The 24785-nt window shown below is 66.8% G+C and carries 21 protein-coding genes and 3 pseudogenes; 14 read left to right on the plus strand and 10 right to left on the minus strand.

The features are described 5' to 3' along the window. Positions 1-210 precede the first annotated feature (210 nt). Positions 211-381: a hypothetical protein gene (locus tag O7631_RS18245; protein WP_278148103.1), complete on the minus strand. Its 171-nt coding sequence runs from the start codon at positions 379-381 to the stop codon at positions 211-213. Here O7631_RS18245 and O7631_RS18250 point away from each other — a divergent pair. Together O7631_RS18250 and O7631_RS18255 are read left to right on the plus strand one after the other, a co-directional pair. Further along, positions 326-637, plus strand: coding sequence for a transposase (locus O7631_RS18250; RefSeq protein WP_278145297.1), 312 nt, complete (start codon positions 326-328; stop codon positions 635-637). The genes O7631_RS18245 and O7631_RS18250 overlap by 56 nt on opposite strands. 234 nt (positions 638-871) lie before the next feature. Beyond that, positions 872-2374 carry a hypothetical protein gene (locus tag O7631_RS18255; protein ID WP_278145298.1) on the plus strand — a complete coding sequence of 501 codons (1503 nt, stop codon included), beginning with the start codon at positions 872-874 and terminating at the stop codon, positions 2372-2374. A gap of 264 nt (positions 2375-2638) precedes the next feature. On the opposite strand, the gene O7631_RS18260 is transcribed toward O7631_RS18255, so the two are convergent. Further along, complete coding sequence (locus tag O7631_RS18260) at positions 2639-4177, minus strand: PIN-like domain-containing protein (RefSeq protein WP_278145299.1); 1539 nt, start codon at positions 4175-4177, stop codon at positions 2639-2641. A gap of 313 nt (positions 4178-4490) precedes the next feature. Between O7631_RS18260 and O7631_RS18265 the strand changes: the two are divergent. Continuing rightward, positions 4491-5109: pseudogene (locus O7631_RS18265) on the plus strand (IS5 family transposase); the annotation flags it as partial. 6 nt (positions 5110-5115) lie between these two features. Here O7631_RS18265 and O7631_RS18270 read toward each other — a convergent pair. Beyond that, on the minus strand, positions 5116-5871 hold the full coding sequence (locus O7631_RS18270) for an SUMF1/EgtB/PvdO family nonheme iron enzyme (RefSeq protein WP_278145300.1): 756 nt from the start codon (positions 5869-5871) through the stop codon (positions 5116-5118). Between the two features lie 218 nt (positions 5872-6089). Here O7631_RS18270 and O7631_RS18275 point away from each other — a divergent pair, with 218 nt between their 5' ends. The 3 genes from O7631_RS18275 (at position 6090) to O7631_RS18285 (ending at position 9180) form a co-directional block, all read left to right on the plus strand. Next, positions 6090-7043: a hypothetical protein gene (locus O7631_RS18275; protein WP_278145301.1), complete on the plus strand. Its 954-nt coding sequence runs from the start codon at positions 6090-6092 to the stop codon at positions 7041-7043. A gap of 786 nt (positions 7044-7829) precedes the next feature. After that, positions 7830-8855, plus strand: coding sequence for a hypothetical protein (locus O7631_RS18280; RefSeq protein WP_278145302.1), 1026 nt, complete (start codon positions 7830-7832; stop codon positions 8853-8855). A gap of 175 nt (positions 8856-9030) precedes the next feature. Further along, entirely contained in the window at positions 9031-9180 is a 150-nt protein-coding gene (locus O7631_RS18285) for a hypothetical protein (RefSeq protein WP_278145303.1), read from the plus strand. A 263-nt stretch (positions 9181-9443) separates the two neighbouring features. Here O7631_RS18285 and O7631_RS18290 read toward each other — a convergent pair whose 3' ends face one another. After that, positions 9444-9848 (minus strand): hypothetical protein, encoded by a 405-nt coding sequence (locus O7631_RS18290; protein WP_278145304.1) that lies wholly within the window; start codon positions 9846-9848, stop codon positions 9444-9446. 315 nt (positions 9849-10163) lie between these two features. Here O7631_RS18290 and O7631_RS18295 point away from each other — a divergent pair, with 315 nt between their 5' ends. The 4 genes from O7631_RS18295 (at position 10164) to O7631_RS18310 (ending at position 13302) form a co-directional block, all read left to right on the plus strand. Then, positions 10164-11330, plus strand: coding sequence for a PucR family transcriptional regulator (locus O7631_RS18295; RefSeq protein WP_278145305.1), 1167 nt, complete (start codon positions 10164-10166; stop codon positions 11328-11330). A 178-nt stretch (positions 11331-11508) separates the two neighbouring features. After that, a complete protein-coding gene (locus tag O7631_RS18300; protein WP_278145306.1) occupies positions 11509-11676 on the plus strand; it encodes a hypothetical protein in 168 nt (55 codons plus the stop codon). Between the two features lie 50 nt (positions 11677-11726). Beyond that, the gene (locus tag O7631_RS18305) at positions 11727-12707 is read left to right on the plus strand and encodes a helix-turn-helix domain-containing protein (RefSeq protein ID WP_278145307.1); all 981 of its coding nucleotides are present in this window, start codon (positions 11727-11729) and stop codon (positions 12705-12707) included. 271 nt (positions 12708-12978) lie between these two features. After that, on the plus strand, positions 12979-13302 hold the full coding sequence (locus O7631_RS18310; protein ID WP_278145308.1) for a DUF6355 family natural product biosynthesis protein: 324 nt from the start codon (positions 12979-12981) through the stop codon (positions 13300-13302). 31 nt (positions 13303-13333) lie between these two features. Here the strand turns inward: O7631_RS18310 and O7631_RS18315 are convergent. The 3 genes and pseudogenes from O7631_RS18315 to O7631_RS18325 all read right to left on the minus strand — a co-directional run. Further along, a pseudogene (locus O7631_RS18315) lies at positions 13334-13417 on the minus strand (IS5/IS1182 family transposase); the annotation flags it as partial. Between the two features lie 327 nt (positions 13418-13744). After that, the gene (locus O7631_RS18320) at positions 13745-14437 is read right to left on the minus strand and encodes a hypothetical protein (protein ID WP_278145309.1); all 693 of its coding nucleotides are present in this window, start codon (positions 14435-14437) and stop codon (positions 13745-13747) included. A 229-nt stretch (positions 14438-14666) separates the two neighbouring features. Beyond that, positions 14667-15222, minus strand: a pseudogene (locus O7631_RS18325) (tyrosine-type recombinase/integrase); the annotation flags it as partial. A gap of 702 nt (positions 15223-15924) precedes the next feature. Between O7631_RS18325 and O7631_RS18330 the strand changes: the two are divergent. From O7631_RS18330 to O7631_RS18340, 3 genes are read left to right on the plus strand one after another with little or no spacing between them, the layout of a single operon-like run. Beyond that, positions 15925-18537, plus strand: a complete 2613-nt coding sequence (locus O7631_RS18330) for a PKD domain-containing protein (protein ID WP_278145310.1) — start codon at positions 15925-15927, stop codon at positions 18535-18537. A 58-nt stretch (positions 18538-18595) separates the two neighbouring features. After that, complete coding sequence (locus O7631_RS18335) at positions 18596-19096, plus strand: hypothetical protein (RefSeq protein WP_278145311.1); 501 nt, start codon at positions 18596-18598, stop codon at positions 19094-19096. Further along, entirely contained in the window at positions 19093-19671 is a 579-nt protein-coding gene (locus O7631_RS18340) for a hypothetical protein (protein WP_278145312.1), read from the plus strand. Before O7631_RS18335 ends, O7631_RS18340 begins: the two co-directional genes overlap by 4 nt. Before the next feature lie 318 nt (positions 19672-19989). Here O7631_RS18340 and O7631_RS18345 read toward each other — a convergent pair whose 3' ends face one another. Then, positions 19990-21621, minus strand: a complete 1632-nt coding sequence (locus tag O7631_RS18345) for a hypothetical protein (protein ID WP_278145313.1) — start codon at positions 21619-21621, stop codon at positions 19990-19992. An 879-nt stretch (positions 21622-22500) separates the two neighbouring features. Here O7631_RS18345 and O7631_RS18350 point away from each other — a divergent pair. After that, a complete protein-coding gene (locus O7631_RS18350) occupies positions 22501-22842 on the plus strand; it encodes a hypothetical protein (protein WP_278145314.1) in 342 nt (113 codons plus the stop codon). A 288-nt stretch (positions 22843-23130) separates the two neighbouring features. Here the strand turns inward: O7631_RS18350 and O7631_RS18355 are convergent, their stop codons facing one another. Continuing rightward, positions 23131-23649, minus strand: a complete 519-nt coding sequence (locus O7631_RS18355) for a hypothetical protein (protein ID WP_278147967.1) — start codon at positions 23647-23649, stop codon at positions 23131-23133. 102 nt (positions 23650-23751) lie between these two features. Beyond that, the gene (locus tag O7631_RS18360) at positions 23752-24657 is read right to left on the minus strand and encodes an MAB_1171c family putative transporter (RefSeq protein ID WP_278145315.1); all 906 of its coding nucleotides are present in this window, start codon (positions 24655-24657) and stop codon (positions 23752-23754) included. Positions 24658-24785 lie beyond the last annotated feature (128 nt).

The raw sequence follows: 24785 nt of genomic DNA on the forward strand, positions 1-24785 counted from the left end.
CGGATGGTTACGCACTTCCTGTCTACCGGTGCGGGATTCGGTACGCCGCTCAGCAGATAGGTTCGGGGTGAAGCGCCACCCCTGGAGGGGCGTGGCCGTCTACGTCGCGCCTGCCCTGACCAGGCGCGCTCTCAGATCCGTGCTGCGGGCGTCGTTCCGCTATGCCGGCCGGCAGCACTGGGACGCCATCGCCAAGCCCCTCAAGCCCGTCTAGAGGGCGGCGACCGAGGCTGCAGCCAGGGAACGCTTCACCGCGTTCGCGCAGGCGTGGGGCACGCAGTATCCGGCGAGCATCCGGTTGTAGGAGCAGGCCTGGGCGGAGTACGTGCCGATCCTGGCATTCGACGCCGAGATCCGCACCGTCATTTGCTCGACCAACACGGTCGCGTCCGTCCACGCTCGGATCCGCCGAGCCGTGCGGGCCCGCGGGCACTTCCCCAACGAGGGCGCCGTGGTGCGTCTACCCCGCCGCGATGAGCCTCGACCCGACCCGACCCGACCCGACCCGACCCGACCCAACCCGACCCGAACCGACCGGGCAGGGCAGGGCCGCCGGCGGTGGACCATGCGCTGGAAACCCACCCTGAACGCCTTCGAGATGGCCATCGAAGGACGCCGGTCCGCAGGCCGAAAGTAGCCCTCAAAGCCGGGTTACACCGTTCGTTTGACAGACCCTTCGAAGCGATCGAGGAATCCCTGCGTCCCAGCTGCCGTGCGGCGACGCCCGGCGTCTATCGCGTCTGGAGCTGATGGCGCTGACCGTCGCGGCCAGACTACCGACTCCTGCATGGTCCGCTGGCCCGACATCCGGTCGAGCCTGTGGCACGGTTCGGGCGAGCAAGTTGTCGCCCCGGTCGGCTAGCTTCGCCGGGTGGCTGACCGAGTAGTGCGTTCCGGCGATGTCGCCGTGATGAGGTTGTCGGACGGTGGATTCGGGGCGTGTCAGGTCACGGGTGCCGATGGTGATGTGACGTCGGCGTATGCGCTGCGTTGGCATTCGGTGGACCGGCCGAGCCTGGACGAGCTGCACGGCGTTGAGCCGCTAAGGCTTGACCATCATGCCTATGACGGGCGCCTGGCTCACTTGTCGATCGGCAACTGGTATGCGGTGCCGCCGCGGTTCGCGTGGATCGGGAGCCTGCCCGTTCCTGACGATGTTCCGGCGTTGTCGAACACATACTCGGACTGGCAGGCACTTGCCGACGATGTGGTCCGTCAGCGCCGCTGGGACCGGGAGCTGCCGGGGAAGGTGAAGTCCGCCTACCGCGCGGCGGGCACCCGCGGTCAGGTTGACGTCGACTTCGGTGCCGGGGCGGCAACGCTCGGCGCGGCCACGTCCCGGCTGGACTTGAACGGTGAGGGGTCGGTGCGGGTGCCCACGTTCGGGCCGGTGCGGTGGTCCGCTCTCGATCAGTTGCCCCGCTGTACAGCGTTGTCGTGGGTCGGCCCGGACCGAGGTCTGGCACGAGCGTTGGCAGAGCGTCCTGTCGTCTCGTCGCTGACGTGGTGGGACGCTCCGCCGGTCGTTGATCTGGCCGACAGCGGTCTGCAGCGCCTGTCGCTGCGCGGTGCGGACGTTCGAAAGGTTCGGCTGCCCCGTGGCCTGCACAACCTTGAGCTGGCGGCAGTGGACCCGAGTCTGGCCGTGTACGCGGCGGACGACGGCCGTTGGCTTCATCTCACCCTGGCCGACGCCGACGCGGAAACAACGGTTCCTGCTGGTCTGCACGGTGTTCGAGAGGTCTCCCTGGATGGCCCTGGCACCATGTCCGCAGGCGCCGTTCGGGAATTAAAGGAGCTGGAGAGCTTACGGATCCTCTGGCGCAAGCCCCCGGGCCGGCTGGTCGACGCCGCAGCGCTGGCCGGTCTGCCTTGTCTGGCTGTTCTCGAACTTGTCGATGGCTACGGTTTGGACACGGGAACATTGCCGGACCTGACCTCGCTGACGAAGCTGAGCATCAGCGGTCTACGCCGATCAATCGTGCCGGCTTTGAAAGCCCGCTATCGCGGCGCCGGAGTGGGCCTGGTCATCGAAGGCGCGAAGCACGACACGTGGCTGGCCGCCAACCTGAACAACCCGTTCCGCGACTGGGTCGACGACGACGCCCGAGGCGGAGCCGCCGCCTGCAAGGCATACGCCAGCACGGTCCGCGCCATCGACAAGGTTCCGCAGGACCGTGATCGGCGCCCGGATGAAGTTAAAGCGGTAATGCGCACCCTGGTCGAGGCGCTCAACGGCATCGAGCAGAAGTACGAGATCATCGACACGCTGCGCCGAGAGGAAGCCTGCGACGTGTTTATGGAACTCGCTACCCGAGCTGACGTCCCACCGCAGCTGGCCAACCAGTGGCTCGACGAGTGGCGTGACTTCTAACTGACTCCCTCGCGCAGCCTACAGCTGCGAACGAGCGGTGCGAGATCAGACCAGAACACGGCGCGACCAGTGTCGGCTTCGCCCTCGGGCTGGGTGGGATCTCCCAGCGGAGCACGCCACCTACCGAACATCCACAATCAACTGCAACCTTCTGCCGCTGACAAGGCGCGCGATCGTGGGCGCGGGGGCACCTCGATCGGGACCAAGGTCAGGCCTGGATGTGAAGGGGGCCAGGGGAGTGTTACAGACAGACTCCCGCAGGTCTCAGCCCCGTCGGTGAAAATCCACCGTCTCAGCTTCGATGCGTACACCGCGCGGCCTGAAGCCGGCCGCAGCGATCGCCTTGCCGAGAGAATTCTGCGATGAGTACCAGTAGGGGAGGTGCTTTCTGGCGGAGGGTGCCAAGGCGTCTCCGAGGATGTCTTCAATTTCAGCGAAGGTCATCGAGGTCGAGTCGGCCCTGACCGCGCTGAGGTAGTCGGCGAGCGGCCTGTACTTGCCGGCTGGCTCGAACTCCGATTCCGTGTCCGACCGTGGCGATCTCGGGCCAAGAATCTCCGTGACCTCTGGGGGGATCCGTACCGCGTAAAGCCGTCCGGGACCGCGATACAGCGCCGTCAGCATGGGAGTTACCGCCTCAGGCAGACGCTGTTCGGCTTGCAAGCTGGCGGTGATGCGGGCGGTCGGGCGGGTGAAGCCAACCAACAGTCGGTCATTGCTGTAGCCGCATATCGCGTAGACGGCATCGCGGCTGATGGTGCCACCCTGGCGGGCGGCCTCAAGGATAACCTCGGCCAGATCTCGTCGGCTCTCCACGCGAAGCCGATCCAGCAGGTCGTCCACGGTCTCGGCGGTCCACTCTCCGACGCCCACGTCGTCCACACCCGCATCTATGACATCATCGATGTCAGAGCGGCTGGTGCCGGCGTCCTTCGCGGAGTTCGGGTTCACCTGCACGTTGAGGGCGTCCGAGTGGTCGAGTAGATCACTGGGACGCATCAAGAACAGCCTGTGTCCTGTGAGGTCAAAGAACTCTCTCGTCATCTCCTGGCGCGGTCCGATCAAGTCTCCGCCCCGTCGCCACCACCAGTCTTCCTTCTCGTCGTTGGTGACGATAACCAGGTCTAGCTGGCGGGTCTTTGCCTCTTCGCACGCCTGGGTGTATACGAGGAAGTCGCCTGCGGCACCCTCCGGATTCTGATCGCCTTTCTCCGCATCCAGGTAACCGGGCGGCACCAGGTCGGCTACCCGCTGCTTCCCCTCGTCGATGAGGGCCGACCAACGGGCGTCGTCGGGGCGCGAGAGCACCTTGCCGTCGAGAAGGTCTGTTAGCCTGTGCAGGACAGGGTCCTCGTCGGTTGGTGTGGATGGGTGAACGCGATCTGGCGCGGCGCCGTCGACGGCGGCCCGCAGCTTGTCGAAAATCTGCCCCACGTCGGCGTGCAGGTGCTGCAGCTGGGATTCATCCAGCGCGACCTGTTTGGACCAACTGTCGAGGGCGCGCAGGGCTGCCTGCTGACTCTTGTCGAGCGCGGTACGGGCATCGTTGTTTGCTTGTTCCGGGTTGCCGATCGCTTTGAGACGGTTGCGGTGAAACTCCAGAATTGCCTGATGGGGTACGACGAGTCGATCGCCGAGCTTGTCGAGAACCGCCACTAGATCGTTCGTCGTCCGCGGGTTGTAGCGGTACAGGTTGAGAAGCACGTTAGCGTCGACTGCAACCAGCGCTGCGGTGAGCGCTTGGCGCTTCTCCGCAGTGGTCACTACCCGATAGCCTTCGAAGCCGTCGAACAAGCCGGCCATCATTGCCTTCCGCCAGGGCCCTCCGGGCTACCAACCTCGCAGCGTGCCGAGATCATCGAGATTAGCGAATCGCCACGGGTCCTGGAAACCATGGATATCCCGGCGACGCGTGGACAGGGCCGGCCGGTGGGCCCGACCACCCCCAACCCTGGCCGGCCGCTGACGACCTGTGACAGAAGCAAGTGTCCAGTCTTTTCTACCTGCGCACCGGTAAGTCCCTGCTGGGGAAGAACTCTTAACTAGATGATGTTGGGGTGTCCTCGGGACGTGAGGGTCGTTCCGTCTGAACGTGAGGAGGGTGAGCAGCCGCCGCGGATCGTCTCGTTGGCGCAGGTTGTGGGACCGGAACGACGCCGGTGTGTGGCAGCAGCTGCACGAGGTGTTGCTCGGCAGACTGCGGGCCGCCGGGCAGTTGGACATGGCTCGGGCGGTGATCGACGGCGCTGATGTTCGGGCGCTCAAAGTTGGCCCAAAACCGGTCCGAGCCCGGTCGACCGCCGCAAGCCAGGCTCGAAACACCACGTCATCACCGACGCGAGCGGTACCCCCTTGCCCCGAGTCTGACGGGCGGCAACCGTCACGACGCCACACAACTGTTGCCCCTGGTCGACAAGGCCCCCCGGATGAAGGGCAGCCGCGGCCAGCCCCGGCAACGGCCCGACCGGATCTACGCAGATCGCGGCTACGACTTCGACAAGTACCGCCGAAAGCAACACACGCGCGGCATCACACCCGTCATCGCCCGACGCGGAGTCGGTCACGGATCTGGGCTCGGCACCCGACGCTGGGTCGTGCAGCAGACCATTGCTCTGCTGCACTGGTTCCGCCGCCTGCGGATCCGCTGGGAGATCCGCGACGACATCCACGAAGCGTTCCTCACCCTCGCCTGCGCCACCACCTGCTGGCGCCGACCTCACAGCTCAAAGAGCTAGGAGTTGTTAGTGGGGTGGCAGTGGTGCGGCCGGGCGTATGGCTGTGAAGTCGGCGTGTTCGTATCGGGTGGCGGAGAGTAGTAGCAGCCACTCGTCGCAGCCTTGCCATGGGTATAGATCGGCGGCTCCGCCGCGTACGGTCCGGGGCCCGTCTCCGGTCCGCGGTCGCGCGTCTGACGGTGCGCCGTCGAAGCCGGGGATCCACACGTCGGCGCAGAGTTCGTTCGCCGAGCCCATTGCCGCCAGCCCGAACGCGTTCTCGCCGGCGGCCGTCCGTGTCTCGTCGCCGAAGTCGTCGAGAAGCTGGTCCTCGTCGGGTTTTCCGTCACCGTGAAAGGTCAGCGTGGTGGTGCCGGCCCGGGCTGCGTATTCCCACTGCGCCTCGGTGGGCAGCTGGAACGGCAACAACTCGAGCAGGTCGTCCAGGTCGCCTTCGAGCCGAGCCGTGCCGGTGTCCGCCTCGGCGTAGTCGTCGTCGTACTCGGGCAGCCAGGACCGGACCTGCGCCACGGTCAGCGGGTGCCGGGCGAGCAGGAACGATTCGACGTGCACCTCGCGGACCGGTTGTGCGTCCTTGGCGCTGGCAAGGAACGGGTCGATGGTGTCTTCGACATCGCCGCTGCGCTCGATCGCGCGTACCGCGTCGAGCTCTGCTTCGGACAGCCCCATCCGGAACGCGCCGCCGGGGACCTCCCGGAACACGACCCCCGACGGGATGTGCCGCCATGCCGGTCGCCCGGCCACGATCTCCTCGCTCCACATGGCGGCGAACGCTAGCAGCCAACCCGTCCGGTGGTCTCTCCCGATGCCCCGCAGCTCGCGCACAGATCAACCGCCTGTCGAAGCTTCAGGCCGAAAGCTGCAGGACCCCTGGATGGGCCTGGCAGCGTCGTTTCCGCCAATGGGCTAGACATCAGGGCGTATGCGATCTCCACTCGCACACCTAAGCTCCTCGCGTGTATTTCGTGGAGCGGTCGCGCGTGGATTCCCCGTTCAGCAAGTTGATCTTCCACGTGCCCGAGATGACGGTACTCGGCTGGTTCCAGCGCGCCTGGCATCACGACGACCCGCAAGCGCTTCTCGACGCCGAGATCGGCGGCGGCGCCTACGGCTTCGACTCGATCTTCGAGGCGATCGAGGAGCACCACCTGCCATGTCCACAGACCCTCGTCGAGCTGCGCGAGCTCCTGAACGAGCACCTCTGGGTCGAATCTGACGACCCGATACGCCTCGACGAGCGAGGGCTGCGAGTGCGTACCAACGACGACGAGGTGGACCTGGCCTACTTCTTCTTCGAGGACGAGGCGATCGTCGCCCACCCCGACCGGCTCGCGTACCTCGTAAACGACACGTGGCCGTTGCCCTCCGGCGCCGCGGCGCGCGGCGCGACCTTTACCCCTGACGTGGCGCTCCGCGCCGTCGGCCCACCTGGGCCCGGTCCGGATTCGGTCTATGCGGTCCGCATCACCTGGCAGCACACCAACCACAACGGCACGAACCTGGACCAGCGGGAAGCGACCGTCTTCCCCGGCGTCAACCTGCCCGGACTTGCCGACCACCTACGCGGCATCGCCGAACCCGTGTCCCGGGAACGCTTCGACGCCGACCTGCTGCGCTCCCTCGTCGGACCCGGCGACGAAGGCATCGGCCCCGCCTTGGACCGTTACGTCTGCCTCGAACCATACGACTTGTCGACGTTCGGAAAGTGGACCGCACCCAGCCACGAGCAGATCCTGCAATGGAAGCTGCCGGAGCCACCACCGCAGGCCCGCGTCGCGGTGGATGAGCACCTCGCCCAGGCCGCCCGCTACATCGACGACTTCTTCGGCCACGAGCAACTGTTCCTCTTCGACACGCAATGGGCCGCCGCGCACCCCGACCTGGCGCTGTCCCTGCTCCGCTATGCCACCCACTGGGACCCGTTCGCGCCGTGACGGCTTCCCGAACACCCAGATGCGTCGCAGGCTCCTGGCCGCCCGAACAGGTTTACCTCGGAGGCGGGAACTGAACTTGCCCCATCCGCTCTTCGGCATGAGCGCGCACCACGTCGGGTCGTGGAGGCGTGTCCGGCTGAGAGGGCTCGTGCGTCAACACGGGTCCCGAACGCTTTGCCCTGGGACCCGTCAGGGTGGGCTGATCTTCAGCTGGGCGGGATGGCACCGATAAGGCGTATCCCACGTCCCCGATGGTGGTGGAGCGGGGCGCGGTGGGACGCTGCGCTGTCATGTCGGCCGGCCCCCCGTTTACCCCCCGAAAACCCCCGTCTGCCGTTGACAATCAGTGACAAGGAGCGGCCAGTGTCTGATCGTTTCTGTGCAGCTCAGCTGCTATTTCTGACAATCAATGGCAAACTCGATTTGGTTACTGTTGGTAACAAGGGGTCGTCGGTTCGAATCCGGCCGTCCCGACGCAGGTCAGAGGCCATTCGGATTCTTCCGGGTGGCCATTTCTGATCTTGTGCAGCAGCGAAGTACAGCAACGGCTCAGTGATCAAGGCTTTCGCCGAGCCTCCGCAGAGCCTGGCGGGTAGTCGGTCGCGCACCCGGTGACTGGTTCTCCCACGGCTTCAGCTGATCCCCCGTGCCGGGGCGTACATCTGGCTAGGCGTCGGCCCTGCCTGTCCCCGCACAAAGGATGCCAAGGCAAGTAGGCTGCCGGCTCGCTGTCCGGTAGGTGTCAGATCGCTGGTCCAACATCGCGCCGTTTCCGATGCTGGCCGCATGGAGCCCGCAACCGGATGCGCGAGTCATGGATGGAGCATCGTCGCGTCGGCCTCTACCAACTCCCAATTTGCCGGAGCTCTTGCCGGGTTCGTCTTCACCGGGATCGTCGTGCTCTTCGCCATGCGTGGGGCTCGCGCCACCCACACACTGGCGGTGCTCGCCCCGACGTTCGTCATGTTGGGCTTCGATAGCTACATCTTCAGCCACGTGACGGGCAGTGCTGGTGACGACGTGTGCGCGCGGGTGTGGACAGACGGGATGTTCGCCAGCGGAATGCTCGGCGTCGGTGCCGCAGGTGTGGTTACGGGTGCCTGCTGGCTGCTCGCTGCACATTTGGACAATCCTGCGCCGGCATCGAGCGAAAGCGCGGGCCGTGGATTCTTGGCAGCAGGAACTGGCAGCATCAGTTTGCCGTGGCTCGCGGCCATCATCATGTATGGCGTCACGGTTGCCATCGTCCTTCTCTTGGCGATGACCGCCGACCGCTACCTGCGCGTCGTCACGCGTGACGACGACAGCGCATGGCTGTTGGCGATCTGGTCCGTGCCGGCTCTGGTCCTGTTGTCCATGATTGTCCTTGGGCTCGTTCGACGCCAGCGGGGACAACCAGCCGACTGGCAAGAGGGCACAGGTGAGGTCTTCTGGCGGCGTTCTCTGCGTTTTGCGGTGTACGGAATGCTTCTTTACGCGGTTGTCACACCCGTTGTAGCTGGGCTCTTTGCGAGCGCTTCGGATGGCTGGTGGGAACGTCCGGGTCCGTGGACGATAGTGCCGACCATCGGTATCGAGCTTGTCGCAGCCTCGGCGCTGCTGGTGGCTCTCGTGCTCGCGGCACCACCCATGGCGGTATCGCGAGCTTCGACAGGGCTCGAAGAAGCGGACGTTCCCGCCCGGCAATCCGGGTCTGAGGATTCCGGTCGGCCGCACTTGCCGGGCCAACAAGACCAGCCGGCAGAAATTCGTTCGCGCGAACAGGTTCATTTGGACGTCGCCTCTGCGGAAGCGGAAGGCGGCCGGCGGTAGTCGGCGTCCAGCGCGGTTATCCGATCCAATGCCATCAGTGGCCAACGAGGTGAGCAGGCCAGGCTGGGCGTGGTAGCCCCAAATACTTCGAGCTATCGATCACCGCCCGGGACATGTCCAACTGCCCGGCGGCGCGGAGTTTGCCGAGCAGGAGGTTCCGTCGGAGCAGGCCTACGTGCTCAACGCCGAGTTCAACCATGCAACCGAGGACGACGTCGACGTCAGCGAGGAGGCAGTGCTGGCGGATATCGCTGAACAGCACAGCATCTCGGTTGCCCGGGCTGGAGAACTGGTCCTGGCTGTCGAGGACTGGACGATGTGCTGAGCCTCAACACGCAGGCCGTGTCCACCCGGTCCTTTAGGGCATCGGTCGATCCCGCGGGCGGGCCGAGCACGAAGATCCACCTCGCGGTCGACAGACGCGGCCGACCGTTGTCGGTCCTGCGGCGCGATGACCTGGTCGGTCAACTGGGACGTGAGGAACGGCAACCGCTCCGCCAACACGGTCGGCCCGCACCTGGACGCGCTGCCCTGAGACCGGCACCGCCGGCACGGATCCCGCAACGGGATCCGTGCCGGGTGAGCCGATCAGATGAACGCGAGCGAGCTGAAGAACGCGGGGTAGCAGTCGACATAGATGTCGTAGACGCCGGGCGGTACGTGCACGGGGCCCAGGGTGGCCCCGTTGGAGCACCGGGCGCTGACCGCGGTCGTCGGCTGGCCGGTGAGGGTGCAGCCCTGGAACACGATCAGCCACGGGTCGATGTACTGCCCGGCGTACGGGCAGGAGCCCGACATCACCGAGAAACCGCCGCCCTTCGCCGGTGAGGCGGCGGCCGCCGTCGACGTCGTGACGCTCAACGTGCCGGCGGAGCTCGCCGATGCCCGTTCGGCTCCGGTGGCGGCGACAGCCGCATCGCCGCTCGGCGCGGGTGCCGCGACCGCCGCGGACGGTGCGGCCATGAACGCGGCGAGCATCGCCGTCGCGGCCAACAGCAGACTGGATGCGCGGAGAATGCCGGATGGTGCTCCGGCGGAGGGTCGACTACGCCATGTCATAACCAGAACCACCTCTCGATTGCTGTGCGATCTGCGGATGCCGGGGCGCGTACCTCGTCCCGCCCGACCCGGCCGGGCCGTCGTCTGACGTCCATGGCGAAGCGTTCCAGGGTGCCGGTGGCCGGGTCTTCGTGACATTGCGAGAACCGGGTCGCCGGCGTACCCCGGTTCTTGCGAATGTCCGCAAGGCTGTCCGGTCCGCGTCAACCGGGCGGCGTGGCCGGAACGCATCGATTATCGTTGATCGGCATGGGCGGTCTGTTCAGCCTGTGGCGGCAGCGAGTGGCCGACAACGCCCGCCGGGCGGTGGACGCCTACCAGGAGGAGCTGCTGGAATACCGCAACCTCGCGGCCACGCCGCGGGTGCGGTCGGAGATGCTCGATTTCGCGGTCTTCCTCCGCCAGCGCACGGTCGACCTCGCGGCGGACAGCGCGCCGTTCCACGTGCAGGATCTGGACCTGATGGCCGCGATGGGCCGCCAGCGCGGCGAGAAGGGACTCACCCTGACCGCGCAGCGGCGGGTGCTGCTCGTGCACACCCGGCTGACGCTGCGCGAGGTGTACGAGGCCGCCGGCCCGAACGACATCGCCGCGACGATGCACACGCTCGCCTGGCTGGCTCCCGCGGGCCTGGCCGCGCAGGGCGCGTACACCCGGGGCTGGATCGAGGGGCAGCGGCGCGCGCTGGCGACCGTCGCCCAGGTGCGGCTGCTGACGGTGATGCTGCTGGCCGGCGACGACAGCGCGACCGAGCTGGCGCGCGGCCTGCACATGCCGGTCCCCGACCACGTCGTCGCGACGGTGGTCCGGGTGGCCGGCGGTTCGCCCGGGCCGGACCAGGCGGCGCGGGACGAGTTCGCCGGCGCGCTGCTGAAGACGCACTGGATGCCGCTGAGCTGGTCGGAGCCGCACGAGGTGGTCGCGCTGATCCCCAGCTCGCCGGGCGGCCGGCAGCTTGCGGTCGAGCGCGGGCTCGCGCTGGCCCGCGACGTGGCCTCGATGACCGGTCGGCCGTGCGCGGCCGGCACCGCGCCTGGGCGGGTGCGCGCGTTCGGCGACGCCGTGGCGCTGGCCCGGCAGGTCAGCGAGGTCGCACCGGTGCGGGCCGTGCCGCGCCACGCGTACACGGTCACCGACGTCTTCGCCGAGCTGGGCGCCGCCCGGCTGGCGGAGGTCGGGCAGTGGCTCCAGGTGGTGGCGGCACAACTCGACGCCGGCCCCGACCTGGTCGCCACGCTGGACGCCTACTACCAGCACGACATGAACCGGCTCGACACCGCGGCCGCGCTGTGCATCCACCCGCGCACGCTCGACTACCGGCTGACCCGGGTGCGCGACCTGACCGGGCTGGAGGCGGGCTCGACCCGCGGCGTACGCGTGCTGAGCACCGCCGTCGCCCGGATCCTCGCCGGCTAGATCAGCAGCCGGGTGAGCTCCATGTTCTTCATACTGACGTGGCTCAGCTTGTTACCGAAGCGCGTCGAAACCTGTAGCGAGCTGATCATGTCGGACGGGCCTGTGGGGCTCGAGAATTGGGTTACGCCGGCTGAGTTGCAGGTCGCTCGACATCGACCTGGCCGGCACGATGAAGGCCGTGAGCGCATCGCTGATGTACCTGCTGCTTCGCCAGGTTCTACGGATGTTGTCCCAGCTCGCCCGCGATGGTGGGGCCAAGGACGTGGAATCTCGCGACCAGGCCCATCACGATGAAGAGTCCTCAATGCCTGACCCGCACCACAACATCGCAACGCTGCAATATTGACGCCAAGCTATCGTGGTCTGACCCCTGCAGCGACAGCGCGAAGGTGAGTCATGGACGTAGTCAGCACCACCGAGGTCCCGGTTGAAGACGGGTTCGCCTTCTGGCGCGAGGTAAACTCGAAGCTCTGGGTGCCCTACGATTTACGCCGTGAATCGCAGTGGGAGCCCGGATTTCGGGCTCAGGTGGGAATCAGCGAGTTCGGTCCCGTGCAGGCGACATTAATGACCACGATGCCGCACTCGGTCCACCGTACTCCCAAGCTCATTCGGCAGGCCGATCCCGAGGTGTTCAAGCTGGGTTGCCTTGTGCGCGGTGGCGGCATGATCACGCAAGACGGCCAGCGCACAGATTTCGGCGTGGGGGACCTGATACTGTATGACACCTCCCGGCCCTACGTGGCCGAATTCACCCCCGATGCGCCAGTTAGTCAGCTGCTGCTCCTACGCTTCCCACGCTCGCTACTGCCGCTGCCCCCTCGGGAGTTGCGGCGCCTGAGCGCAGTTCGCATCCCTGGCACCCAAGGCATCGGCGCGTTATCTTCACAATTCCTGCTGCGCCTTGCCCGGCACATGGACGAACTCAGTCCGTTGGACGCCGCCCGGCTGTCCACCCTCACCATTGACGTGTTGACAGCGGCACTGGCCAACGCGCTGGACGCCCAGAGCGCGGTGCCCTCCCACACCCAACGGCGAGCGTTGATGGCTCAGATCCACGCCTTCATCCGAGAGAACCTGGGCGATCCGCGCCTGACACCGGACGCGATCGCCGCAGCGCATCACATCTCGTTGCGATACCTGCACAAGCTGTTCCACGAGGAAGGGCACACGGTCGCCGGCTGGGTCCGCGAGCGTCGCCTGGAGCAGTGCCGACGCGACCTCGCCAACCCCCACCTGGGCGCGCGCCCGATCCACACGATCGCCGCCCAGTGGGGGTTCACCAGCCCGGCGCACTTCAGCCAGGCGTTCCGCAGCGCCTACGGCCTTTCGCCGCGCCAGTTCCGCGAGCAGTGCGCGAGAGTACGCGCAGACTAAAGACTTGTGCGCTTACCAGTAACGACAGACCCGGCTGTGGCCTGCACTCTTATCTGAGGACGTCCGCTCAGTCACTGTTGAATCTGATTCCGGCTTACGGAAGAAGGTTCACTTGGGCGTGTTCCATCGGTCCGTGTTTTCGCGATGGAAGGAGTGCGAGGAAGTACATCGATCGCTTCATGCAGCCAGTCAGCATCATCTAGGCCGCAGCGGCGGCTGACAGGAGGCCATTGTGAAAATCTGGTACAGAACGGCGTTTCGGATCTCGGCAGTGACCGCGATCCTCGGCGCACTCACCCTGTCCGGGACCGTGGCACAGGCAAGTCCGGGTGCCGGCTCCCGCCCGTCCCAACCCGAAACCGCAGCGGTTTCGGAGCAGGCCAAGCCCGGCAGCGGCTTCGCCCCGCAGGTTTGCGGCTACTACGAAGACGCGGTGACGGCCTGGTACAACCACTGCGGGAACACCCATGTGATCATCTACGTCGACGCGACGTGGCCCCGCAACGACTGGACCTGGTGCATCGGCCCGGGAACGTGGGACATCGGCGGCGCCAACGCCGTATCCAACGCCTGGTACTCGGGTCAAACCTGTTGAACCGCCAGCCGAGCGCTGCGCGATTCTCCACCTGCTTTCGGTGGTTGCGGATCGGATCAGCGAGGCACATGAGGGTGCGGTCGGACAGGGGAATCGCGGCGGGGTAGGACAACAGCGAGGCTTCCGGTTGGGGCTCGGATCTTGGTCGACTGCTGCCTTACCGGGAGCCTCGCCCTACGTCGATCCCTGCCCCCACCCCACCGCCGTGACCAGCCCCGTCACGAACCCGGCGGCCGACCGGGAGTGAACGACTTCCATAACCAGCCTCCCGCAGCCACCAACCAGCACCAATCTTCGCGCACCATGGTGCGCCCCGAAGACGGCACCGTGTTGCTTACCTGAACAATTCGGCGTCGGGCAATCAGGATGGCTGGCGGTGCGGCGCAGGCTGGAGGGCGCGGACGCCCGTACCCTCGATGTGTCCGTGTCAACAGCCAGGCGGTCAGCCGGCTGCCTTGAGCCAACGTCGCCAGCTCGTGCGGGTGGTCCGTTGCTCGCGGTGTGTGGCCACCTGCAGAACGAACTGCGCTCGGAGCCGGACCGAGGGGTCATCGGCCGAAGCCAGCATCTCCACCTCGTGGAAGAACAACGGGTCGTCGAGGTGGCGGACCAGGCAGGCGTACATCCAGTCCTTGCACCGATACGGTCGCCGCAACGCGGCAAGGACCAACTCAGCGATTTCCGGCTGGATGTCCTCCGGGCAACCGGCGCGATCGAAACGGCGAAGAACGGCTTCCTTGGTTCCCCAGCGGGACCACATCCACGACTCCGGCGCTCCCCACTCGTCGGGATATTCCGCCTCCCACCGCAACGACAGGGCGGCGATCGGTGCCCACAGCGCGCGGGTGGCATCGTCACCGTCCGCGGCGTCCCGGAAGGCGTGGAGGGGCCCGTAGATTGTCTGTTCCTGGTGCCACCGGAAATCGGCGTTCGCCTGATCCAATGCCGCGCCCAGGCGGGTCTGGCTGGATCTCGACCGGTAATGAGCTGCCCACAGAGCATTCGAGCGGTGCAGCGCACCGTTCGCCGCGGCGAGCAACGCCTGGTGGCGGGCAAGCGCAAGGTGGCGGATGACCGGATCGGTCGCCACCAGGTCGAACAGCCAGGAGTAGTCGCCGCGCGGCTCTGCAGACACCGCAGCAGCCTGCCACTTCCCCCGGGCGTACGCCGACACCAGCCGACCTGCGGCAGAGGACCTCCTGTTACACGCGGCCCTGCCCTGACGAGTCACCGGTGTGTTGTGCGGAGCGTTCAGCGGAGGCTTCCTCCTGGTCATTCCGCCGACGAGCCACGTCGAGCAGACGGCCGTCGGTCCGGGCCTGACGCTCACCGACGGCACCGGGTCGATGTCCGGGCATGGATCGGGTGACCGTCGTGCCGGAGTGGCCGCAGAAGTCCTCGATCTGTTCAAAGGGTCAGGCCGCTGTCCGAGAGTAGAGACACGAAGCTGTGCCGCAGTTCGCGGGGAGTCCAGTCGCGCGGGTCGACGCCCCCTTTTGCGACGACGGGGCGGAAGGCCCGAAGCACGTTGTGCCGATCGAGGGCCGTGCCGGCGGTAGAGGTGAAGACGAGGCGGTCAGCGGCAGACTGGCCCTGGCGCTCGTGGTGGGTGGTGAGCGCGGTGACGCACCGGGCCGGCAGAGCCAGGGTGCGACGCGACTTTTTGGTCTTGGTGTCTCCCTCGGCGCGGACGGAGCGTCAGAGCTGAATGGTCGGCGGCACCGGGGGATCGTTGTTCGGCTTGCCGGTGAGGTCGACGTGTGACCAGGTGAGGGCTCGCAGTTCCTCGGTGCGAGCGCCGGTCAGCAGTGAGACGACGATGTAGGCGTGCAACGAGCTGCTCTCGGCAGCGATGAGAAGCGCCCTGGCCTGGTGGAGATCCAGCGACGTCGAGGGACGGCCGCCGTGACCTGTGGGCAGGCCGGGGGTCGGCGACTCAACCGGATTCCCAACTGACAGCCCGAGGAGTACGGACGCGGCGTTTACACCTGAGACCCAAGTCGGCGTGGGTGACTGACTCGCTGACGACGGGGCAAGGGGCGGGGCTGGACGCTCACGGACTCCCGTGGACCCATCCTGCCGGTACCTGCCGGTGCAGGCCAGCGAGCCGTGATGGTTCCCTGGAAGGTCAAGGGGTCGTGGTTCGAATCCGGCCGTCCCGACAGGCAGAGTTGCTGGGGATGGCGCCGTAGCGAACGGGGCCCCTGCGTCGACACCGCCGTCGGGTCGCAATCCCGATAATCCATTGAAGAGAAAGACGGCCTTCGATAGCGTCTCGAGCAGCGTACGACGGGGGCTTCGACGGCTGACTGCCGTCGCTGCACGTACGGATCCGAAGAACGGTATGCCCCTTTCGGTCTCGCTCGCAGTGGTTGCTGCACGGAAGGGAGAAGCGAGGCGCGGGCATGCCGTAGTCGCCGCATATCGGCGTCCGAAAAGGATGCACGCCGTTGATGTGACAGCGACGGTGTCGCCTTCGCCCTCATCCCCCTCGGCCAGGTCTCGCGGACGCGCGAGCGAGGCACCTCAGCACACACCGCTGCCACATGTCCACCGGCACGATGTTGCAGGGAGAGTGGTATGCCGCGATTCTTCGCGTCACCGAGAGACAACCTCAGGCAAATGTCCAGAAGCCGCCGCAGCGTCTTCGTACGCCGGATCGCTGTGATGACAGCGGCCGGAGTGGCGTTCGGCCTGCCGGTGCCAGGTCAGGCGTTCGCCGAGCCCGTCCCGTCACCGACCACCGCGGAACCTTCCGCACCGACGTTTGTACGGAAGAACGGGCACAAGAACAGCGCCATGATCGACGGGGACTCCGGCGTCGTCGACGCGACGGCTGGCGCGGCTGCCGACGGCGGATCCGTGCCGCCGCGAAAGCAACCGAGCGGAATGCCGTTCACCCAGAAGCAGTTGGGCGACCGTGCCAAGACGCGGGCGATTGCCGAGAACCAACGGAGCTTCATCGAGTCGTCCACCCTGGACCGCCAACCCGGTGCGACGACGGCCGCCGCACCCGGCATCGACCTGCCGACGAGTCCCCTCGAAGGGGATCAGAGCGAGTGTTTGAACGCCACCGGTGCCGAATCGGACTACGGTCGAGTCCACAACCGGTTCCTGTATTGCCTGAAGAGCGACACGAGTGTCACCTACTGGGAGGTCGACAACAAGGGCAACCCGGTCGAGGAGGTCGGGACCAGCACAATCAAATTCCTGGTCATGGCGTACGGGAGTAAGCAGAGTCGCAGCATTCGAGTGTTCCTCAAGACGATCGAGGACTCGGCCGACTACGACTGGGGTCCGATCGACAACATCACCAAGGCCCCCAAGCAGCACCTCGTCATGGACGTGCGGTGCATCAACAACGTGTTGGACGACACCCGCTGCGTTCTCGGCGGCTATGCGGTGTCCAAGACGTTCAGCGACTGGGACGACGGTCCCGACTGGGTCTCCTGGGACATTACCTCTACCAAGCCTACGGAGTCCGAGAGCGACGTCGACTTCAAATGGCTGCACGAGTGGCAGATCACGTTCAAGGGCGGAGCGGAGGACGAGTACAAGACGATCGTGCCAGGCCACACCGCGTCACGATCGATGCGGTGCGACTCGGCGGCGTACTTCAAGAGGCCGAAGCAACCCGAGGCGTGCATCTTCAACGACGTCATTCCGCACCTGGAGTACTCCACCCAGGACAAGGGTCCGAAACCCACTGACGGAGTCGCCGAGGTGGCAGTGCACATCCGCGAAGCTCAGGACAACCCCAACGCGACGTACCCGCTCGTCAGTCCCCCGCGTGACAAGAGGATCCCGGGCAAGTTCACGGGCAGCCGCAACGATCCGCCGCTGCACCGTATCCCCAACACGGATCCGCAGTACAAGGAGAACGGCGTCCACAAGAACGCCGCGTGCTACGGGAATGGAACGGAGCGCGACAACTACATCGGGCTCGGCCTGCCCACACCGCCGGACACCAGCTATCAGGACTGCGACGAGTACCCGTTCGCCAGCACGAGCGAAGGCGCCGCGAGCACGACCTGGGACTTCTCGGTGAAGGCGGTGAACCTCTCGCAGAACCGCCGTGCGGGTCGTCGTCTGGGTGAATACTTCAGCAGCGACCGCATCCTGCAGTACGACCGCGACGCCTTCTACGTCAACATCACGGACACCCCGGTGTACGACCCGGGCAACGACAATGTCGTCGACGCCGGCCCGGACGTATCCGGCACGGAAGGCTCGTTGATCCGCCTGGCCGGTGCCGCCGACGCGGCCGAGGAGGGCTCGGTGCGCTGGAGCGTGCGGCCGGTGTCCGGCACCGACGCCGGCGCGACCTGCACCTTCCAGGATGCCGAGGCACCCGACACGTACATCACCTGCCAGGACGACGGGGTGTTCGAGGCCACCCTCACCTCCGACGACGGAATCGACGCCGCCCGCAGCGACACCGCCCTGGTCACGGTGGGCAACGCCCCACCGGTGCTGCAACTCAGCGGGCCGAGGCCGTGGCAGCTGTTCAGGGTGAACACCCCGGTCGACCTGGCCGCTACCTTCACCGACTCGGGGGCGAACGACACCCATACTTGCGTCATCAACTGGGACGATTCCCGCAGCGACTCGTTCGGGGCGGCCGACAACTGCAACCGATCGCACACCTTCACCCGAGCCGGCATGTTCACCATCGGCGTGACCGTTACCGACGACGACGGCGCGTCCGACTCCGCAACTGTCATGATCATCGTCTATGACCCGCAGGCGGGGTTCGTCAACGCCGACGGTTCCGTGGCCGCTCCGGCCGGGTCGTTGACGACGACACCCGGTGCCTCCGGGGAAGCCTGGTTCCATCTCGCCGCCAGGTACTACGCGCCGAACGACACGGTGCCCGTCGGTGACGCCCGGACCTGGCTCACCGGGACCGGCTTTCGATTCGACACCTCCGGAGGTGACGGTGTGGACTGGCTGGTGGTCACGCCGGACGGGAAGATGGCGGCGAAGGGCCGGGGTGCGGTCGACGGCCAGGCCGGCTACGGCTTCGTCCTCTACGGCTATGACGGATGCGACAACGGCGGGGCTTCTGGCTGCCGACCAGGACCGGACCAATTCCGCATGGTCGTCTGGGAGGGCGGGCCGAACAGCTATCCCACCGACGCCACCACATTCGACACCAGCCGAGGCGCCGACTACGACGTCGACGCGGCCGCACCGAAGACCACAATCTCGGGCCGGGTGACCATCCAAAAATGATCACGGGGGTGCGGCGGCTGCCCACGCCGCACCCCGCTTCGGAGGTACATTGACCGGCATGGCAGTGCCACTCGCGGTCCATCGCGCGTCGGTCTGGGTGCAATACGGCCAGGTGCTGGTCAGCGACGCGGAAGGCGGCGACCTGGCAGGCCTCGACGACTCGTGGGACGACGCAGTCGAATCCGGGTTCTTCGTGGGCGCCGCCGCCGGCATCGTGAACATCGTGACTCCCCGCGCGGACAGCAGCGGCACACCGTTCACCGTCGAGGAATGGGCCGGCGAGCCGCCGGATGACCGAGACGACTGGGATCACGAAGTCGACATCGACATAGGCGTGCCGAGTGGCAAGCTGGAACTCTTCCTCACGACCGGCGAGATAGAAGACGGCACCGTCCGCCTCACCAAGGCCGGCCCGTGCCGGCTGCGGGTGTCCGCCCGTTTCCCCGAGGCCGGCGACGACGCCGCCGACGTGTACCGGCTACGGGTATGGCCGCGCACGGCCGACACGCCGCCGCAGCTCCGGCAGTCCTGGCCGCACTGGCCCAGCGTCCGATCATGAAACCACCGAACACGCCCCACCCGACTCGCCGCCGGCGGCTCGCCTCCTGGGCGGCCATCGTGACCGTCGCGCTCAGCGGCTGCGGGCCGGCCTCCACCGGCACATCCGCCGGCCAGGGCGCACCCGGTTCGTCGCGATCCGGTGTCGCCTGCGTCAGGAACAGCGACGCCGACGCCGACTACTGTGATCGCTTCCTCGCCGACCTCGCCCGACGCGCGCCGTTGGACCCCGCTCAGGCCCGGGCCGCCGAGACCGCCAGACAGTCCGTCGCGCTCGCTCTCTCCGGTAACGTCCTCAGGCGCTGCAACGTCGAACACGAACCCTGCGATGCCGTCATGGCCTGGGCCGAGCAACCGGCGACACCGGAACATGTCAGGTCGCTGTTGGCGACGGTCAGCGAAAATCACTCCCAGGTCCGGTTGGCCCGGCCCGACGATCCCGCCGTTGCCGACACCGTCGCCTTCGGCGTCCTCGTCGGACAGGTCTGCGTCTACGGCTACCAACGCCTCCACAAGGATCCGGACCAGGTACACGCCGCCGGCCCGCTACCTCAGGGCACTTGCCTCGGACCCTGACCGCACGAACAACACCTCGACAGGGGGCCGGGGTCTGTGATTCCAACGGTGTTTCCGGCCTGACCTGCCGGCGGCGGCAAAAACCGCCGCCGATCTGGTGCGGGCGCGAAGGAGCAGGGTCTGTCACTCACGGGCCCGGATGGGCTGTTGACCCAGTCGACCAAGACGGTCGTGAAGACCGCGCCGTCCCCGGTGACGTCCTCGTCGCCCCCGCTCACTTTCGCCGAGATCTACGGCGCTTCGGTCAGCAAGGAGACGATCTCACGGATCACCGTGTTCCGGCAGAACGGTCCTCGTATCCCGAGGACATGCCCACCATCACTTGGTGTTGGTGTCGATGGTGTAGACCACGTCTCCCTCGACCTCGTGGCGGGTGATGCCGGGTACGTCGGTGACGTTCAGCAGTGGTTCGTATGGGGTGCCTTGGACCCGGTTGCGCAGCAGGACGACGCTGCGGATGCCGAGCTGGTGCAACCGATCCAGGGCCGGCTGGCTGGGGAAGGTCGTCATGACGTCGCGGATCGCCTGACGGTTGGGTGTGGTGTAGCTGGCCGCACCGTTGACCATGGCGGGAAAACCGTCGGTCGACCACAGGAGGACGTGCAGGTCGATGCCGTCGTTGGACGGCAACACCATGATCGGGGCGTGCGCGGAGGCTAGCGTCATCGCGGCCGGCTTGGCTGGGGCTTGGGGGTGGTCCAGGTTGGGCAGGCCCTCAGCTAGCACGAGGACCAGCAACGGAACGGTCAGTAGCCGTGCCTCTCCCACCGACCATTTCGGCTTGGCACCTCTGCGAGCCAGGTCGGCCAGGTGGGTGACCAGGCCGGCCGCGAGGATGGCCAGGCAAATTGTGGGCCACAAGATCAACCGGCCTGGTGTACGGGATCCATCGAACCCGGGCACGTACAGATAGAGCATGCGGTAGATCGGCCCGTTCGTACCCAGCGCGAAAAGCACTCCGACGACCGTCCCCAGCAGCAGCAGGAGCCGTTGCGTCGGTGACCAGCGGGACAGGAAGAGGCCGGCGAAGGCCAGTAGATACAGTGCGTACCCGCACAGCAGCACTTTCTCGGTCGCTGCGCCACCAAGAGCGATGCGGGCCTCGTTGTGCAGGGTGCCCCAGGGCAGGGAGGACTGCGGCGCCACGAGAAGCCCGCGCAGTGTCGGGGAGAAGAACGCGACGTAGTCCCAGTCCCTGGTGACAGTCGGGTTGAGCTCGCGGACGTGTTGGTACGCGTACGCGAAGTATCCGGTCACCCCGGTGAAGACCAGCCCGCCGATCAGGTCACTGACGATCAGCCGGGGGGCAAGGCGTGGGCGGTGGATCAGCCAGGCTGCCAGTGTGATCAGGCAGAGGGCGGCGAGGACGTACACGAATCCCAGCCCTACACCGAAGCCCAGGCTGACCTGCCAGGCCGCGACGAGCCAGCCAGCGAACGCCCATCCCGGCCGGACTCGTTCGGCAAGATAGCCGCGGGTGAGCGAGAGTCCGTGGCCGCGCGCCAGCATCGCCAACGCCAGAGTGATGCCACCGGTGGAGAGAATATTCAAATGTCCGGCGTGGCCGTAGCGCCAGGGCGCGTAGGCAAGGGCGGCCCCGGCTACCGCGGCGGCGACCTGATTGGCACCCAGTTGGCGCAGGAGCGCGTAGCCGCCGAGGAAGGCGAGTGCGAAAGCCAGCACGAACAGGATGTTGTAGCGCAGCACGGCGCCGACTACACCCTCGCCTATCAGCCCTGCCGGGGCATAGCCGAGCAGGCTGTCGTTCAGGGCCAGGCCGTACTTGTCGGGATAGAACGCGTTGGTGTCCCACAGGCCACGCAAGCCGTGGGTGAGAGCGTGGCCATTCCATCCCACCAGCCATGCCTGGGCCGTCGGGTCACCCGCGTCACCGACGATGGTGTGGGCCGGGTCGGCGATCGGCGCACTCGTGGCGCCGCGAGTCCTCACGCGAACCGCGTACGGCGGAATAAGCCAGGTCATCGCGACAGCGAGGAGCACTGAACCGAGGCTCGCGATGCTCAGTTCCCGCCGATGGCCCCCCCGTGTCAGCCAATCCCTCGTGCCTGACCTGACACGCGCGAGTCGGCCACTTTCTCCAGGCTCGCTGAGAGTGACGGCTGATGGGGGGCCTCCTGCCGGTGGTTCTACCTGCGTCATGACATTGACCCCCACTGTTGAATCGCCGCAGTAAATCATGAGCAGGGCGGCGCATGGAGTCAAGAACATCATCAATGCCGTTCGGGTGCCCGGGAATCACTCTCTTTGTCAAAAGGCGTCTTGTCACGCAGGAGTCGCGATCGGTGCAGCGGCGCATCTCGCCACTGTCGAAACAGGACACGCCAGGGTTGCTGCAGGTCGCCCGGGATCCGGACCCACGGGACGTCGGCGGCCGGAGACGTCCGCTGCCCGGGACTGATCGCGATCGCGCGGTGGTCTCGGGATCGAGCCGCGTCGTGGAGATCGTCGAACGGGCCGCTGACCTGCCGGACGCGGCGTGGGATCGTCTCGGTGCAACCTGCTCAGACGGACGGTTCTGACCGGGGTCGGCAGGGGAGTGATCGCGGTCGACGGCAAGACACCGCGCGGCAGTGGGCCGACCGGGGCCCATGTGCACCTGCTGGCCGCACCGCACCAGGCGCAACAGATCGTCCTGGCGCAGATCAACGTCGCTCAACAACCCCGCGAACAGATCAGCGGGAACGTCGCGGTGATGCGCCAGCTGAAAGGTCACCGCCGACGAGATGATCGCCGACGTGCTCGCCGAATACAGCGAGCGTGCACTCAGCCCTGGCGGATCGGCGCTCAACCGCGCGTATGGTCCGTTCCGTGACCACGGATGAAGAGCGTGACCGCCTTGCCGAGCAGCTCGTGGCGTTGCCGGTCTACGAGCTCGTTGATGTCTTGCGTCGCGTTCTGCCGCACTACACCGAGGACAACTACGGCATCCGAACGGAGTTGGTCCTGGCTGAAGCGACCGACTACGAGGACGAGCCAGGTCTTGAGGTGGAGCTGGTCGCCTGGCCCGACCGCGACTACTACAACGGTGGCCTCGGAATCGACCAGGGCTTGTGGGAACACGGTCACTGTGCGACGTGCGATGCCGGGATTGTTTCGAACGCCAAACGCGCGCACTGCCCGTACTGCGACTCGGGATGCGGCCTGACCTGACCTCAACCGGCCACGTCCGTCGTTGGTGCGCTGTCGAGCTGTGACGGCGGCCCGTTTCGCGGGCCGGTCGCGCCGCCAACCGGGAGTCGAGCCCAATGGACCGCCGATCGGGCACCCCGCGCCCCTAGCGCACGCTCACGGGGCGCACCGGGAACGGTGCCAGCCCCGACCAGCGTCACCGGAACGGCCCGCACCAGCGCGGTAGCGGCGATCCACCCGATGGTTGCCCTACGGCCCCGAGCGTGGCCGGGCGCCACCTGCCGACGATCCGCTGGAAGCCACCTCGGTTCACGTGAGAAGGATGAACGTCGGCACAGCGATGAGGACACCGGCCAGAGCGCCTGCGACAACCTGCCCAATCGTGTGATCACCCAGCCGCACGCGGGACCAGCCCACCAGGGCGACGATCGCCAGCGATGGGATCAGCGCCGGCCCGAAGACGATGATCAGTACGCACACCGAGCCGCTGGCGACCGCGGCGTGTGCACTGAGCTTCCATGCCTGGTTGATCGCGGTGACGATGAGCAGCACTGCGAACATCACCACGACCATGGCGACGAGCGGCCGAGGCGCACCGGCGAGTACGAGCACGGCGAGACCGACGAGGACGGACAGCAGTCCGTAGACAAGGGGCATACGGCGCTGCTCGCGTACGCCGATGTGGTGGTCGGTCAGCCGTCCCCGTCGTACTCCGACCCAGATGACGGCGTACGGGACGACGGAGCAGAACAGGATGGCGAGCAGTGCCCAGCCGAGGCCGGTCATCACGGCGGGAGCGGTGCTGTGCAGGGCGATGATCAGTGGCATCAGGGCTGCGAAGACGGCCGGTGCACATGCTTCGGTGACGACCCGTGCCACTCGGGAGGTGCTGTTGGCAGGCAGGTCAACGAGTGCGGGCACTATGGAGTTCTATCTCTCGGACGACTGCGTATCAAGAGACGGCGCTTCGGATGTGGCGCGCGTGATGATCTCTGCGGCCATCGGGGATTCCATCGCGCGGGCTACCTGGGCGAGCCACGTGACCTGGTCGGCGGCGTCGAGGTCGCCAGCGGCCGAATCTCGGGACGGCCCCAGCGGTAGGGCGATTGCTTCGCCGGCCTCACCCGCCGGGGGCGCGCCATCGAGCCGGGACGCCAGTGCCGCACCGATGACGACGGCTTCGACCATGGCCGTCTGCTGGTCACTGAAGAGGCCAGCTTTCTGGGCGGCATCGTGCGCGTGGGCGGCGACCGATGCCGACATCCAGGGCCGCAGGGTGGCGTAGCCGTCGAGGATCTCCACGGTGATCCTGACCCGTCGCAGGGATGCGTCCCTGGCGATCGAAAGAGCGCCGCGGACGCCTGACGGGGGCGGAAGCAGCGCGATTTCAGGGAGTACGGCATGGATCCGTGCCCATAACGGGTACAGCCGGTAGTAGTCACGGACGGCTGCGGCCCCTGCCCACAGCCGGTCCAGGCCGACGCGAGGACCCCAGGAGGGAACTGTGGAACCGATCAGCACCAGCAGGATCGACGTGCTGAACGCCAGTACCACCACCGCGTCCGTAATCAGGGCCCAATCTGCGGACCTGTTCGCCAAGGCAATGGCCACGAGTTTGGCGGCCACGTACGCGAGCCCCCACAGCGAGCCGACCGTGGTCATTCGGAGACCGAAGCGCAACAGCGGCCGATGGGCGATGGCGGCGTAACGGTTCGCCAGGACCACTACCTGCGTCAGTGACCAACCCAGGTAAGCCAGGTACACGAACAGGTAGGCCAGGTACGCGATCTGGAATGGAGGATGGGAAGGCCCGCCGTCGTACTCGGTGGTGTTCATGCGCGGATCGGAGCGCGTCTGGCGTGCCATTGCGACCGGCTCCGCGCCCAGGACGATCCGACAAGACTTGCGCGTCGTCGTCCGGATGGCCGCGCCGCACCGCGACGCTGCGGCTTGGCGCGAAGTCT

This window comes from Micromonospora sp. WMMD967, assembly GCF_029626165.1.
In the GTDB taxonomy this organism is placed as follows: Bacteria; Actinomycetota; Actinomycetes; order Mycobacteriales; family Micromonosporaceae; genus Micromonospora; species Micromonospora taraxaci.

What these genes read in the sequence shown, in the direction of transcription:
- O7631_RS18260 (WP_278145299.1), bottom strand. Translation starts at nt 4,177, where the DNA reads ATGGCCGGCTTGTTCGACGGCTTCGAAGGCTATCGGGTAGTGACCACT.
- O7631_RS18270 (WP_278145300.1), bottom strand. Translation starts at nt 5,871, where the DNA reads ATGTGGAGCGAGGAGATCGTGGCCGGGCGACCGGCATGGCGGCACATC.
- O7631_RS18280 (WP_278145302.1), top strand. Translation starts at nt 7,830, where the DNA reads ATGGAGCCCGCAACCGGATGCGCGAGTCATGGATGGAGCATCGTCGCG.
- O7631_RS18295 (WP_278145305.1), top strand. Translation starts at nt 10,164, where the DNA reads ATGGGCGGTCTGTTCAGCCTGTGGCGGCAGCGAGTGGCCGACAACGCC.
- O7631_RS18305 (WP_278145307.1), top strand. Translation starts at nt 11,727, where the DNA reads ATGGACGTAGTCAGCACCACCGAGGTCCCGGTTGAAGACGGGTTCGCC.
- O7631_RS18330 (WP_278145310.1), top strand. Translation starts at nt 15,925, where the DNA reads ATGTCCAGAAGCCGCCGCAGCGTCTTCGTACGCCGGATCGCTGTGATG.
- O7631_RS18335 (WP_278145311.1), top strand. Translation starts at nt 18,596, where the DNA reads ATGGCAGTGCCACTCGCGGTCCATCGCGCGTCGGTCTGGGTGCAATAC.
- O7631_RS18340 (WP_278145312.1), top strand. Translation starts at nt 19,093, where the DNA reads ATGAAACCACCGAACACGCCCCACCCGACTCGCCGCCGGCGGCTCGCC.
- O7631_RS18355 (WP_278147967.1), bottom strand. Translation starts at nt 23,649, where the DNA reads ATGCCACTGATCATCGCCCTGCACAGCACCGCTCCCGCCGTGATGACC.
- O7631_RS18360 (WP_278145315.1), bottom strand. Translation starts at nt 24,657, where the DNA reads ATGAACACCACCGAGTACGACGGCGGGCCTTCCCATCCTCCATTCCAG.